Source organism: Roseovarius sp. BRH_c41 (assembly GCF_000961715.1).
In the GTDB taxonomy this organism is placed as follows: Bacteria; Pseudomonadota; Alphaproteobacteria; order Rhodobacterales; family Rhodobacteraceae; genus Roseovarius.
Window position 1 is genome coordinate 1 of record NZ_LADY01000050.1, and the last position, 13286, is coordinate 13286.

12 protein-coding genes are annotated in these 13286 nt (G+C 61.8%); 6 read left to right on the forward strand and 6 right to left on the reverse strand.

Annotated elements, in window-relative coordinates; all coding sequences use genetic code 11:
* Window positions 1-100 precede the first annotated feature (100 nt).
* The gene (locus VR71_RS14300) at window positions 101-1252 is read right to left on the reverse strand and encodes a tyrosine-type recombinase/integrase (RefSeq protein WP_296430446.1); all 1152 of its coding nucleotides are present in this window, start codon (window positions 1250-1252) and stop codon (window positions 101-103) included.
* A 114-nt stretch (window positions 1253-1366) separates the two neighbouring features.
* On the opposite strand from VR71_RS14300, the gene VR71_RS14305 reads away from it, so the two are divergent.
* Both VR71_RS14305 and VR71_RS14310 read left to right on the forward strand, forming a co-directional pair.
* Window positions 1367-2251: a DUF1403 family protein gene (locus tag VR71_RS14305; protein ID WP_045685086.1), complete on the forward strand. Its 885-nt coding sequence runs from the start codon at window positions 1367-1369 to the stop codon at window positions 2249-2251.
* 2 nt (window positions 2252-2253) lie between these two features.
* Window positions 2254-2850 carry an SMC-Scp complex subunit ScpB gene (locus tag VR71_RS14310; RefSeq protein ID WP_045685089.1) on the forward strand — a complete coding sequence of 199 codons (597 nt, stop codon included), beginning with the start codon at window positions 2254-2256 and terminating at the stop codon, window positions 2848-2850.
* Window positions 2851-2866: 16 nt separating this feature from the next.
* On the opposite strand, the gene VR71_RS25575 is transcribed toward VR71_RS14310, so the two are convergent.
* From VR71_RS25575 to VR71_RS14320, 3 genes are read right to left on the reverse strand one after another with little or no spacing between them, the layout of a single operon-like run.
* Window positions 2867-3877: a TniQ family protein gene (locus VR71_RS25575; protein ID WP_367118659.1), complete on the reverse strand. Its 1011-nt coding sequence runs from the start codon at window positions 3875-3877 to the stop codon at window positions 2867-2869.
* Window positions 3874-4719 (reverse strand): TniB family NTP-binding protein, encoded by an 846-nt coding sequence (locus tag VR71_RS14315; protein ID WP_296430448.1) that lies wholly within the window; start codon window positions 4717-4719, stop codon window positions 3874-3876. Before VR71_RS14315 ends, VR71_RS25575 begins: the two co-directional genes overlap by 4 nt.
* Before the next feature lie 37 nt (window positions 4720-4756).
* Entirely contained in the window at window positions 4757-6391 is a 1635-nt protein-coding gene (locus VR71_RS14320; RefSeq protein ID WP_045685094.1) for a Mu transposase C-terminal domain-containing protein, read from the reverse strand.
* 167 nt (window positions 6392-6558) lie between these two features.
* Between VR71_RS14320 and VR71_RS14325 the strand changes: the two genes are divergently transcribed.
* Complete coding sequence (locus VR71_RS14325; protein ID WP_296430450.1) at window positions 6559-7539, forward strand: hypothetical protein; 981 nt, start codon at window positions 6559-6561, stop codon at window positions 7537-7539.
* 173 nt (window positions 7540-7712) lie between these two features.
* On the opposite strand, the gene VR71_RS14330 is transcribed toward VR71_RS14325, so the two are convergent.
* Window positions 7713-9032, reverse strand: coding sequence for an MFS transporter (locus tag VR71_RS14330; protein WP_045685098.1), 1320 nt, complete (start codon window positions 9030-9032; stop codon window positions 7713-7715).
* An 8-nt stretch (window positions 9033-9040) separates the two neighbouring features.
* The gene (locus VR71_RS14335; protein WP_007120627.1) at window positions 9041-9301 is read right to left on the reverse strand and encodes a metal-sensing transcriptional repressor; all 261 of its coding nucleotides are present in this window, start codon (window positions 9299-9301) and stop codon (window positions 9041-9043) included.
* A 501-nt stretch (window positions 9302-9802) separates the two neighbouring features.
* Between VR71_RS14335 and VR71_RS14340 the strand changes: the two genes are divergently transcribed.
* The 3 genes from VR71_RS14340 to VR71_RS14355 all read left to right on the forward strand — a co-directional run bounded on the left by VR71_RS14340 (window position 9803) and on the right by VR71_RS14355 (window position 13267).
* On the forward strand, window positions 9803-10531 hold the full coding sequence (locus tag VR71_RS14340; protein WP_009820205.1) for a HupE/UreJ family protein: 729 nt from the start codon (window positions 9803-9805) through the stop codon (window positions 10529-10531).
* Between the two features lie 17 nt (window positions 10532-10548).
* Complete coding sequence (locus VR71_RS14345) at window positions 10549-11172, forward strand: hypothetical protein (protein WP_037275469.1); 624 nt, start codon at window positions 10549-10551, stop codon at window positions 11170-11172.
* A 655-nt stretch (window positions 11173-11827) separates the two neighbouring features.
* Window positions 11828-13267 carry a multicopper oxidase family protein gene (locus tag VR71_RS14355; protein ID WP_075571762.1) on the forward strand — a complete coding sequence of 480 codons (1440 nt, stop codon included), beginning with the start codon at window positions 11828-11830 and terminating at the stop codon, window positions 13265-13267.
* Window positions 13268-13286: the final 19 nt, after the last annotated feature.

Below are 13286 nucleotides of genomic sequence, written 5' to 3' on the forward strand. Positions count from 1 at the left end.
TGTCGCGTTTAGTTCCCGATTTCAATTGAAGCAGTAAGCTGAAACTGAAGCGCTGGAATTTCACCTTAGCGCTTCACCAACACGTCAAGGTTCCTGAGCTTCACAGCCCTGCGGCTTTGGTCAGGTTCACCCGGAACCTGTCGCGCCTGCGCTGGTAGCGCCGGGTCATCTCGGCGGAGGCATGTCCAAGTTGCTTTTGAACATAGCGCTCATCAACCTCTGCCGACGAGGCGAGTCCGGCGCGTAAGGAATGCCCGGAGAACATTGCCAGTCGTTTGGCTTCCGGCAGATCGGATCTGACGTCGCTCTTCAGAACGGTTGCCTTGATCAGTCGTGCGACGTGCTTGTCGGAAAGGCGGGTCTCGAGGGCATGTTTGCCGTCCCGCGAGGTGCGCACGAAAACCGGCCCAAAGTCGATCTTCGCGAAGTGTAGCCATTGCTCCAGCGCATGGACGGGGCAGGTCTGGTCGCTTGAGCCACGCCCGACCTCGACCTCGCGCCACCCGGTCTTGGCGTTTAGCGTCAACAGAACACCTCCTTCGAAGATCTCCATCCAGCCGCCGGAGTCCGGTGTATCATCCTTGTGTACATCGAGGCTGACGATCTCGGAGCGACGGAGACCTCCAGCATAACCCAAAAGCAAGATCGCCCGGTCTCGGAGCCCGCGGAGATCGTAGGGCAGGGTGGCCACCATGGCCTGGATATCGTCAGGCAGGATAGCTTCCTTCTGAACCGGCGGGCGCGCATGCTTGCGTTTGATCCCAGCCAGAACAGTGGCGATGTGGCGGTCCTTGCGATCAAGAGTGAACCCGCGCTGCCTGTAGTTCCAAGCGAGGCCGGAGAGGCGCCGCTCAATGGTGGAGACCGAGAGAGCAGGGGCCTTCCCGGTCGCGGCGGCCAGGTCCGCCACATAGAGCCCGACCATCTCGGGCGAGGGGGGCAGGGGATCCGTCCCTTTCAGCCGGCACCAGCGGGTGAAGTTTTTCCAGTCGGCCGAGTAGGCCTTGTTGGTGTTCTCAGCTGTAGAGGCCTCGGCGTAATCGCGCGCGGTGTCGATCAGCCGGTCGAGCGCGCCGGAGCCGGCCACATGGGCGGGCAGAGCGATTGAGGCTCGGTCCCGAGAGGTTCTCTCGTCGTGTTCGTCACTGTCCAGCGAGTCATAGGACGCTGAGCTCGAAATCTCTGCGTCAGACGCGTCGGAATCCTCGATTTTGGTGCCGTTATTCGTAATACTGCTCATGTTTTTGAGCATATCATTTTTACGTCCGATAACGCAAGGTTATTGGACATTATGGCAAAAGATAGAGTGAGGCGTTTTCTGTGCTATTTTCTGGAGCAAAGCGCCGCGATGGTTTAGGCTTCAGTCATGACATTTGCCCGACCGGATCACTCCATCGACACAGACACTCTACCCCGGATGCCCGCATGGGTCACCTCGGCACGTCCTGAAGCCTTTGAAGATGTGGCGTTTTTGTCGGGCGCGGCGCTGAACCACCTGCATCTTGTGTTGGGACGCGAAGAGGTCCCCAAAGCCTTGTTGCGGGATCGGCTGGCGCTGCGAGCGGCCGAGGCATGTGTCGGGTTTTCTGGTCGTCCGGAAAGAGCCCCAGAGCTGCGCGACGCGATTCATCTTCTGCGCTCTGGCGATCTACCTGGTCCCGCGGGGGAGACATATCTTTCTTGGCGTCGCGCCGCTGAACGACCGGTGTCTGTCAAGGCTCTGGCGCGGGCCTTGCCGAGCCTCGACCCGCGACAGATTGCCGAGTGGTTCGATACGGGGCAGGGGGCGCCGGTGCGCCGCGCCGCGATGGTTTTGGAGACAGTCCTGACGGTAGCACCGCGTGCCGAGGTGCCCGCGCTGGTCTTCGCGGATGCCGCGCTCGCGCAGACGCTCGGTTGGGATCATCTTGTGCCGCTACTCGCCGCGGGTTTGAAACGCACAGACCTGCGCAAGCGGGGTGACGATTTGCGCCTGGCCTGTCATCGCGCGCTCATCTCATCGACCCGCGAGGCCGTGCGTCTCGCCGCAGATCTCGCGCGGCGGACGGCGCATCTCAAAGCGGTTGCACCGAAGCTGCGGGCCAAGGGTGCGGGCGACGCGGTCGCGATGTTCCTGAGCCGCGATGCCGTGGCGCCTTCAGCCTTGCCTTTGGCGGACCGCGCGGCGCGGCGGCTCTGCGACCGGCTGGTCGATCTCGGCGCTGTGCGCGAACTGACCGGCCGCGACACCTTCCGGCTCTACGGGGTGTAGTGATGGCCAAGGATCGCTCCGAACCCGAGCTTGACCGCGAGTTGTCCGACCTGCCGCCCGAGCTGCGCTGGCGCGAATGGATGCGCCGGATCGAGGCGGTGCTGTTTGCCTCCGCCGCGCCGGTGCCGCGTGCGGATCTGGCGCGCATAGTGGGGCAGGCGGCCTCGGTTGATCTGCTGGTCGAGGATCTGGCCGCCGATCTGGAAGGGCGTGCGTTCGAGATTGCCATGGTCGCAGGGGGGTGGATGTTCCGGACGCGGCCTGTTTACGCGCCTGCGATCCGCGCCGCTGCTGATGTGAGCGACCAACTGCTGGACCTGAACGAGTTCGACGTCGCGATTTTGGCGGCGATCGCCTACCACCAGCCGATCACCCGCGACGGGCTGAAGGATATCTTTGGCAAAGAGATCAGCCGGGATCTGATCGGGCGGCTGCATGCACACGGTCTGATTGGAACTGGGCCGCGCGCGCCGCGTCGTGGTGCCCCCTATACCTTTGTGACCACAGACGCGTTCCTCGCAGCTTTCGGTATGGAGAGCTTGCGCGACCTGCCAGACGCTGAACAGCTGAATGACGCTGGGCTGGCCGCGCGCCCTTGAAACCTGCTTCAGACCATCAGGGCACCTGCCGCTGCTGATGGAGCCGCGCGGCCGCCTGAACGAGATCCGCCAAATGCGGGCCAGCGGTGGTAGAGCAAGGCCCAGCTTTGGGCCTAGGCAGGACGGCATCGCTGAAGGATGTGACCAGTCCGCTCCAAGCTGGCGCAGCCTGAGCGACACGTTTCCAATAAGAGATCGCGGGACTTCTTCGCGTTCCGAAAGGCGTCGACCGCCCTTCCGTCAATTGCCGAAGCAGATGATAGCGATCTCGATGAGGGAGGCGCGCGATGGACATGCGCTTTTTACCAAATTGAAAGCAGGCTGATCCAAGAAGGTCCGGGAGTGATCGCCCCTCTGCCATTCGATGCCCTGCTGCATGCAAACGAAGCAGATCGTCGATCAGGCGCTCCAGACGCCGAACTCCGTTGGCGGCGGGACGGGTGCGTTTGCAGAGGGCCGCGCCGCACCAGGCGCAGATCTGATGCGGTACAAGACGCTTCTGGCTGAACGGAGCCAATCCTTGTCCGCAGGATGGGCACCTGTCCCGAAGTCGGCAGCCATGGCGAAAGCAAGAAACGCGTGTCGCCAGGCTCCAGCCTCGGCGAAAATAGGGCGTTTCGTCTTCCGCCAGACAAGCGGGACAGAACTGCAGCCAGGTAACCTGCCTCCCGGGTGCGCAGGTCTGCTGAGACCCTGGCCGCAGGGGCAAACGCAGCACAGCCAAAGGGTCGGGAGCAACGGTCAGAGCCGCGATGTCTTCCAAGGGTATGTGGGTATGCTCCCCCAAAAGCCGCAGGATGCGATCGGGCAACGCCCGATCAAGCCGTGCCGACCAGTTCTCGCCCGGCGCTCCGAGAAGCGCACCAAAATAGTGCGGAGGTATGCCGTTTGCGTAAGCGAGGCGGTGCAGCCAACTCGACAGAAGTTCACCTGGTGCGGGCATAATGCTCATGGGCCAACGGTTTCCCGCCGCACTTTCATACCGCTCTGCAGGTGTGACGGAGATCCCGGTCGGCCCAAACCTCATGTCATCTCGTGACGCAAAGCCGAATTGCGGCGCCTCGAAAGAGGCACATAGCCAAGGTCCGACAGGGTTGCGCCCGTGATCCGGTCCTCACCGCGCGAGATGGCCGCAACTGCGGCCCGGGTGACGATCTCGACAACCTCGCCGATCAGCCCCTCTGACAGATCGTGGATGATCTTCGCCAAGGGTTCGCGCGACAGATCGGAAGCTTTTGCGAGCGGCAGACTGGCTTCCAGGCTGTCGAGAAGCGTCGCGAACTCCTCGTCATACGCCCATCGTGGAATGGGGATCGTATCGAAACGTGAGCCCATTTCGTCCGTATCATGAACCGCATCGTAGATCGCGATTTCGCCGACAAGGACGGGTGAGATGTCATGCACCCGTGCGATCCGCCGCAAGAACGAGAAGATGGCCTTCACATCTTGGCGCCGCCCGCGCAACGCGCTGTGGAACTCGTCGAAGATCAAAAGGCGCGGCTTCAGGCGCTCCAGAAGATGATCGACCTGATCGCCGGCGCGGGCCAGGCTGCGCCAGCCCGCGGCTTGTGGCGCGCGCAATCCGGACAGGATGCTGGCATAGAAATGCGACAGCCCTGCACCTTCCCGGGTCTGAATCACCCACACCTTTTGTTGGTCGGCAGCACGCAGATGTTCGACGGCGAAGCGTTCGGCGATCATGGTCTTGCCGTTATGGTAGGGACCGGCAAGCAGCAAACCGCGTGGGCGCAGGGATGGCGGTCGCTCAAGCAGCAGTCGCATCGCGTCATGCGCCGCGCCGGCCGCCGGATGGCTGATCCAGCGCGGCGCGCGCACATGGGCGATCCGCACTGCGTCATCGGCCTGCAAGAGTGGGACGGTGGCGGACATGAGGTGGTCCGGCACCTTACCAATCCTCGATTGGGAAGACCCGCCGCGGACGATCCGGGTCGAGCTTTGCCTGGGCCGAGGCGGAAGGCGTAGCGAAGTCGGCATAAGGCTTCTTTGCCTCGGTGGCATGCCGGGCGCGGGTCATCTCCTTCAAACGGCTTTTGGGGGTTTTGGCGGCGGCAACAGTTGCGGCGATTTCGCGTCGGATCGCTGATGCCTCCTGCACAGGGCGCCGCTGGATTTCGCGCCGCCGCTGTCGATCCGCCTGGTGCTGCCAGAGCGTGATCGGCTCGGCCAGTCCGTCCCGTCGCCTGACCGGCCGCCAAGCCTGGGTATCCGGATCCTTGACGTAGACATGGCTGATGTCGCGAGGATCATAGCACAGATCGAGCGGGTTCAGCCGGTCACGACGCGCGACCAGCCGGCCCAGCCAGGGCTCGAAATAGTCGATGGCGAAGAGACTGATGCCCTGAGGTGAAATCTTCCGCGTCTTGCGCGGCAGGAAATTCAGCAGCACATCGACAGGTGCATCGATCGGCTGGTCTTTCGGCTGGAACCGATCTTCCCACTCTTTCGCCGGAACGGTCAGCTTGCGCGCATTCTGACTCAGGTTGTGGTCGATGATCGCGAGCGCGATGCAGCGTTCAAGATCCGCGAAGCTGAGCCGTGCCCGCGCTTCCGAGGCATAGTCGCCCCGATCCGCGATGGAACGCCCCGTCTTGCCCGGCAAAGCCCGCAGCGCCGTGTTCACTTTCCCCAGCAGGCGTTCGACGACTCCGCCCCGATGCACGGTGCCCTTGTTCCGCATGCGTATGGCGATGCCATAGTCCGCGCATCCTCTGCTGAAGGTGCTGCTTTGGAACTCCTTGGCGGAATCGACGACGATCTGCTTCGGGCGACCATGCATTGGCCAGGCATGATCGATGCCGCGTTCTGCCAGCCAGGCAGTCTTGCAGCACATCGCGTGCGCCAGACAAAGCGCGACAGACAGTCGTGACGGCCGCTCGAGGGTCAGGCAGAAGCCGATGATCGCGCTCGTGGCCACATCTGCAGCGATGGTCAGATAGGGGCGACCAACGAAGACGCCGTGGTCATCAATCACCTCGACAAACTGGATGTCTGCCGGCGTGTGATCGATCTGGACAACGTCGAGCGCGTGGTTAGCCCGGATGTAGCCGGGTCGCGGCTTCAGCCGGTTCAGGTGTTTACTATCTGACAGGCGGCGGCGGGCAATTTCTTCCGGTGCGAACAGAATGGGGATCCGCCGGGCGACAGTGACATAGGCGGGTGGAGTGTGCCCTTCCTCTGCGCAGCGGGCGCGGATCTCTTCAACGATCGGTGCAAGGTCTGGCTGCTCAGGGCAAAGCCACATCTCCCGCAGGGTCATCGCGATGATGCTCTCGACAGCGGGGCTGACCCGTGGTTTCCTTGTCCCACTCGTTCGCGGCAGCAGGGACGATACCCTGCGCTCTTCCCGATACCGCGCCAGATAGTTGTAGACTTGGCGTGTCGAAAGCCGCAGCTCGGATGCCGCGCGCATCACGGCCTCACGCACGGGCGCCGCCCCGTCAAGAATCCGGTCCAACTCGCGCGCGATCCGCGTCGCCTTGGCCCAAGCTTCATCCGAGGCATGCGCTCCGCCGGACGTCATCGATATGAAACTTTCGAAACCGGCTGGGCAGTGCGCCAACAGGGCGGCCACTTGCTGAAATACGGAACCAAAATTGAAACCTTAAGCTGAAAAATGATGTGCAATATCGCGGTATCTTCCAGAAATCACGTAATAATCATGTGCTGAAATGGTGAAGAAAATGCGACATGTGGTTCCTGCCCGGTCCGATGGAAGAGGAGCCGGATTATCTGCCGCCCGGACCTAGGGCAGAGCTTCGTGAAACCGCAGTCCTCGACGATTGGCGGAAGGCAGAAGCGGGCAATGCCGCGCGTCTCGCCCGTGTGGCTGGCCGGATCGGCGCGCTGGACGACCGGCTGCGCCGTGGCCCGAAAGGTTGGCGGCACAGGCTCGCGCTGATGGAGGCGGCAGACCTCAGCTGGTTTGTAGGCGACCGAATTGGCCCGGATCGGCTGGCGCTCTGGAAATCCATGCGCTTGTCCGGCGTGCAGGACGACACCGCGGCGCTCGCGCGTGTCGGATGGGCAGTGCGGCGTCTTACAGGCGGCCCTGGACCGGAAGTGGACCTGTCCGCCTTCCTCGACCGCCGCGACCCCGAGAACCTCGGCGTCGAAGCCGAACCCTTCGCGGATCGCGCGGGCGGTTGGCTCGATCTCATGGCGCAAGCCGCCGATCTTCACCCAATCACGCGCGCTTGCATGGGCTTCCATCTCTGGAGTCTCGCGGGCCTCGGGCAGCACGGCGACCGGATGGAAGCGGCGGTCACAGCCGCACGGATCGTGGCCAGTGAGGGCAAGGGGGCACTCTTCGCGCCTTTGGCCATGGGCGGGGCAGGAGGATTGCGCTTCGGTGGCCCACCCGCTGACCGTCTGTCTCGTTGGCTTGACGGGATGGAGACCGCATGCCTGACCGCAATGCGTCACCTCGATGATATCGAGGCATGGTCGGCGAGGGCGGAAGCCGAGATGAGCCCGCTTTCAGGCCGCACGCCCCCGGCCTTGTGCGCGGTACTTACCGAATGGCCGCTCGTGTCCGCTCCGATGGCCGAGGCCCTGATCGGCGCCAGCCGGGCTGCCGTCCAGCGCAACCTTGCTTGGATGGAAGCGCGTGGTCTGATCCACGAGATGACGGGGCAGGGGCGGTATCGGATGTGGAGGGTCGCAACTTAAGCCGTGCTCTTTGTCGGGGGGCCGACAGTTTATGTTAGAGTCAACGCTTCTGTCCGCCAAACTTGCAGAGAATTCGCGCATCTAGCCCAGTTTGACGAATGTTGCTCGAAGCACGAATGTCCGCACAGATGAAAACGAACCGCCCGTGTCCAGTCTTCGTCTCTTGCTGCGGCTTATAAATGCGTGGCCCAGCGAGGATGGCTCTCGTCAATGATCAAGGCATGGCTGTGCCTGCGATGTCCCCTTAGGTGGGGATGGTCGAGTGGCAAATTATCGTGGGTGTGCTCAAGCTCAACGGGATCGCCGGACGGCCAGAGTTTCAGCGCGGCGAGCATTCCACAAGCCGCGAGGAGCGCCAAACCGATCAACGCTGTAACGACGCCATAAACTGTCAGGAGCCAGCCCGACAGCGGATAGGTCACCAGCCAGCAGGCGTGGGATAGGGCAAACTGCGCCGCGAAGAGCGCCGGGCGGTCCTCCGCATGCGTGGAGCGGCGCAGCAACCGGCCGGAAGGAGTGAGAACGGCGGAATATCCGATACCCACCAATAACCACGCCACCAAGAGGATGGACCAGCCAAGTCCAGCGGTCAGGACCGTCGCACCCAATCCAAGAAGGGTTGCTACCATCAGTGAGGCGCCGCCGAACATTACGGGCCGGTCGGGCAGCCTGTCCAGCAGGCGCGGTAGGATTAGCGCCGCCGTCATGGAGCCCGCGCCAAAGGCGAACATCGTCCAGGCCAGCGCGCTCTCTGACAGGCCAAGAGAGCCGCGCACCAGAACGACTGTATTGACCAGCACCATCGCACCTGCCGCCGCCGCCGCGAGGTTCAATGCCAAGAGCCCGCGCAAGCGGGGCGTGGCCAGATAGATGCGGATGCCGCGCGTAGTGCGGTCATAGACACCGCGCGGCTCGGATGGGCGGGGACTGGGCAGCACGACCGAAACAACCAGAAGGGCCGATGCGGCGAAACCGAGGACCGTGCCGAGGAAAAGCGAATTGTAGGACATCACCGCGAGCAGAAGGGCCGCCAGCGTCGGGCTGACGATGTTTTCCAGATCGTAGGCCAGCCGCGACAGCGACAGCGCGCGGGTATAGCGCGCCTCTTCGGGCAGAACGTCCGGGATCGTCGCCTGAAAGGTCGGCGTGAAGGCGGCGGAAGCCGATTGAAGAAGGAAGATCAGGACGTAGACCTGCCAGACCTCGGTCACGAAGGGCAGTGCGAGCGCGACACCGGCACGCACCAGATCGAGCGTCACCAGAAGCGCGCGGCGCGGCACGCGGTCTGCGAAAGCCCCTGCAATGGGCGCGATGCCCACATAAGCAACCATCTTGATGGTGAAGACTGTGCCGAGGACCAGCGCCGCCCCGTCGCCCGAAAGATCAAAGGCGAGCAGGCCGAGTGCGACTGTGGCGAGTCCGGTACCCAGAAGGGCTACGACCTGTGCCAGAAACAGGTGCCGATAAGTGCGGTCGGAGAGAATATCGAGCATGGTCAGCCTCAGAGATATCGGGCGATCGCCCGCAACTCGGCGCGATCAGTTTCAGAACTTTCAACGTCGATACAATGGTCCATGTGATCATGGATCAGCGCACGCTTGGCGTTCGTCACGGCCTTTTCGACCGCTTGCATCTGCTGAGCAATCTCCAGACAGGGTTTGCCCGCCTCGATCATTTCGATCACGGCGCGCAAATGGCCGTCAGCGCGTTTCAGCCGGGCGACAAGGGCGGGATGGGTTGCATGGACTGGATGTTTTGTCATAAAGTAGTTCTATCCCCCCCGGGAGGATAGAACAAGATGGTGCCACGACGCACCACGCTAGAGACGGGCAGACGGGCAGATCCTATGGATACCTTGAGGACAGTTGTAAACGCCGCGTTTGCGACACTCTTATGTTTGGCCGTACTCCTCTGGTCTGTGGTGCCCGCAACCTCGCACGCACCCTCAGTCATCGGCGTCCTTCAAGAGCACGCAGAAATGGTTGCTGAGCACGGTCATTCGCATGGACTGGAAGAAGACCTCGCCTGGGCCATGCATGGACATAGCCATGACAGCATCGATCACGATCACAGTCAGGCGGTCGTGCCTGGCCCCGACCGATCGCCGCACCCGCTCGATATTTATAGAGCCGCATGGCCGTTGAGTTCGGCCACGTCGAACACCTTGCAGACATACCAAATCGAAAGACCTCCGCGCGTCTGATCGACTGCGTGCCAACAGCGCGCTGCATTCGATCATCAACACATATGCGGAGTTCAATCCATGAATACAGTCCACCAGGGCTGGACCGATCCCGGCATACGCCGGATCGTGATCCTGTCCTTCATTGCCCTTTCGGCGCTCGTCCTGGGTGCGGAAAACGCTCTTGCCCATGCCGTCACAGAAGGTGACGCAGGCTATATCCAGGAAATCTGGGGGGTGAACATCATCCCCTTCATGTATCTCGGCGCCAAACACATGGTCACGGGATACGATCACATCCTGTTCCTGCTCGGCGTCGTCTTCTTCCTCTACAAGATGAAGGATGTAGGCATCTATGTCAGCCTCTTCGCCCTCGGGCACTCGACCACGATGCTGGCCGGTGTCTGGTTCGGCTGGGGCATCAACGCCTACATCATCGACGCGATCATCGGCCTTTCGGTCGTCTACAAGGCGCTCGACAATCTCGGGGCTTATCAGCGCTGGTTTGGGTTCCAGCCGAACACCAAGGCCGCAACGCTGATCTTCGGCTTCTTCCACGGCACGGGCCTGGCCACGAAGATCCTAGACTACGAGATCGCGTCAGAGGGCCTACTGGCCAATCTTCTGGCGTTCAACGTGGGCGTCGAGCTTGGCCAGATCATGGCGCTTGCCGTGATCCTCATCGTCATGGGCTTCTGGCGGAAATCCCCAAGCTTCTTCCGCCAAGCCTACACCGCCAACGTCGTCATGATGTCCATGGGATTCATCCTCATGGGCCTGCAAATCACCGGCTACTTCGTAGCCACCTGAGAATTTAGGAGACCAAAATGTTTAACGCAAAAAAACCGAGCCTTGATGAGCTTCCCAGCTCCGCGCAGCTTATCCGTTCCACTGCCATTGCGGCGGCCAGCGCCGTTGCGATCCTTGTGACCGTCGTGCTGCCTGCCGAATACAACATCGACCCGACCGGGATCGGCGGGGTTCTCGGGCTGAGCGAGATGGGTGAGATCAAAGCCCAGCTTGCGGAGGAGGCCGAAGCCGACAGGCTGTTGGAGATCGAAGCCGAAGAGCAGTCGAGCCTTATGAACGATATCTTTGGACTTTTTGTCGGCACGGCATATGCACAGGACGCCGAAATCTGGCGTGACGAAACCACCTTTACGCTTGCACCCGGCGACAGTGCCGAGTGGAAGCTGGTCATGGAAGAGGGCCAGACGGTGGAATACCGAATGCTGGTCGATGGCGGTCGGGTGAATTTTGACATGCACGGCCACGGCGGCGGCAATTCGGTGACCTATGAAAAGGGCCGCGGTTCGACGGGCGACGAGGGCGAGATCATCGCGGCATTCGACGGCGAACACGGATGGTTCTGGCGGAATCGGGACAGCCAGCCCGCAACCGTGACTGTCCAGGTGCGCGGCGAATACACCGAATTCAAAGACGCAAGTTGACACAAGGGCAGCCACCCGCATGAAAAGATGCGGGTGGTTGCCTGGCTCCGAAACAGACCTTGGATGAGTCCGCAGTCTCGCCTCAGATTTTCCCCCGAAACCAACCTCGGGCATCTTTTGGCCAATCAGTGAGTACCCGCGTGGCAATGTCACGCCTATGTTACGGGATACTTCTTGACCTCCCCCTACTGGAAGCTTGCATAAGGATCGCATGATCTGCGTTTTCCGCCTCATTTTGATTCTTGCATTGAGCTTCGGTGCCGTGGTTGCGCCGGATGTATCGGCAGCGAATGCGGCTGAGGCAGCAATGGCTCAGATGGTGGGCGCTGAAAGCGGGGACGACCATTGCGGCGGATGCGATCCGATCGGATTTGCTGACGGGATAACCTGCGAGGGTGGGTGTACAGTCCCTTGTGGCGCGGGAACTACGGCCGGTATCGTAGCTCGTACGTCAGCGATGACGCTTGAGATGGCCTTCGGTGTTGTCATCCCGGTCGCGGGACCTGTGATCCCGATTGGCGCGGTTCCCTCCCTTGATCCATTTCCTCCCAAGCTGCCTGTCTGAACCTGATAGCGGCCTCGCTTGTTGCGGGGCCTGACCGTTGCCTTGGCCGAAGCTGGCTGAGTGCGACCCTTTCAGATCAAGGCAGAAGTAATGACCCTCAACAGACTGATTTCACGACGGCACGTGCTGCGCACCGGTGCCGCTTTCACGGCCATATCCACTCTGTCACCGGCACGAGTAGCGATGGCAGGTCCGACAGAGGACCCATTCTTGCTACGCGCTGCGGCCGGACAAGCCGCCCTGCGACCGGCACCCTACGGCCCTACCGACGTCTGGAGCTACAACGGATCCCTCCCCGGCCCCGAGATCCGGGTGCGGCAGGGAGACCGAATTCGGGTTCTGGCCCGGAACGGGCTAAATGAAGGGACGACGGTCCACTGGCATGGCATTCGCACACCCAATGCGATGGACGGTGTGCCGTTCCTGACACAGGACCCGATCCCGGTCGGTGGCGAGTTTCTCTACGAATTCGATGCGCTGGACGCAGGTACATTCTGGTATCACCCGCACCAGCGCAGTTCGGAACAGGTCGGGCGCGGGCTTTACGGGCCGCTGATCGTCGAGGAAGCAAACCCGATCCGCGTGGATCGCGATTTGACCTGGATGCTCGATGACTGGCGGATGACCGGCGACGGACAGATTGCGACAGATTTCGGAAGCCGGCACGACGCGATGCACGGCGGTCGTATCGGCAATTCCGTGACGATCAACGGCCAGATCCCTGACCGTATCGCGGTGCGATCCGGGGAACGCATCCGCCTTCGGCTGGTCAATGCAGCGAACGCGCGGATATTCGGGCTGGATTTCGGGGGGCTTGCGCCGGTCGTGGTCGCTCTGGACGGTCAACCCGTGTCACCTCATGTACCAGACGATGACATCGTGGTGGTCGGTCCGGCCATGCGTGTCGATCTGGTGATTGATATGACCGGCAAGCCCGGAGAGAGCCTGACCATCACCGATGTCTTCTACAGGGATCTGGAATACCGTCTGGTCGATCTCGCCTACGGGCCGGATCGGTTACGGGACGCGGTCCCGGACTGGTCGATGGAACTGCCACCCAACCCGCTGGCCGAACCCGATATGCAAGCTGCCACGCGGCATCAGATCATCTTTAATGGCGGCATGATGGGGCAGATGATGATGGGCGGCGGCATGGGGTCCATGATGGAGCAGATGCGCGAAGGCAACATGTGGTTCATCAACGGCAAAGCAGCAACGGGGCACATGATGGATCCATTGCTGGTCCTGCCGCAGGGCACGTCGCATGTGCTGCAGATGGACAATCGCACCGCGTGGCATCACCCGATGCATCTTCATGGACATTCGTTCCGTGTGATCACACGGAACGGGCAACCGACACGGCATCGCGAATGGCAGGACACCGTCCTGATGGCACCGGAGGAACGGGTCGAGATCGCCTTCGTGGCGGACAATCCGGGAGACTGGATGTTCCATTGTCACATCTTGGAACACCAGGCGGCCGGCATGATGGGCATCATACGTGTCGATCCTGGCACGACCAAAACCTGAAACAATCTCACGTAACGAT

Coding starts and splice junctions, on each gene's coding strand:
- VR71_RS14335 (WP_007120627.1), bottom strand. CDS start 9,301: ATGACAAAACATCCAGTCCATGCAACCCATCCCGCCCTTGTCGCCCGG.
- VR71_RS14310 (WP_045685089.1), top strand. CDS start 2,254: ATGGCCAAGGATCGCTCCGAACCCGAGCTTGACCGCGAGTTGTCCGAC.
- VR71_RS14325 (WP_296430450.1), top strand. CDS start 6,559: ATGTGGTTCCTGCCCGGTCCGATGGAAGAGGAGCCGGATTATCTGCCG.
- VR71_RS14305 (WP_045685086.1), top strand. CDS start 1,367: ATGACATTTGCCCGACCGGATCACTCCATCGACACAGACACTCTACCC.
- VR71_RS14300 (WP_296430446.1), bottom strand. CDS start 1,252: ATGCTCAAAAACATGAGCAGTATTACGAATAACGGCACCAAAATCGAG.
- VR71_RS25575 (WP_367118659.1), bottom strand. CDS start 3,877: ATGAGGTTTGGGCCGACCGGGATCTCCGTCACACCTGCAGAGCGGTAT.
- VR71_RS14340 (WP_009820205.1), top strand. CDS start 9,803: ATGAATACAGTCCACCAGGGCTGGACCGATCCCGGCATACGCCGGATC.
- VR71_RS14345 (WP_037275469.1), top strand. CDS start 10,549: ATGTTTAACGCAAAAAAACCGAGCCTTGATGAGCTTCCCAGCTCCGCG.
- VR71_RS14355 (WP_075571762.1), top strand. CDS start 11,828: ATGACCCTCAACAGACTGATTTCACGACGGCACGTGCTGCGCACCGGT.
- VR71_RS14330 (WP_045685098.1), bottom strand. CDS start 9,032: ATGCTCGATATTCTCTCCGACCGCACTTATCGGCACCTGTTTCTGGCA.
- VR71_RS14320 (WP_045685094.1), bottom strand. CDS start 6,391: ATGACGTCCGGCGGAGCGCATGCCTCGGATGAAGCTTGGGCCAAGGCG.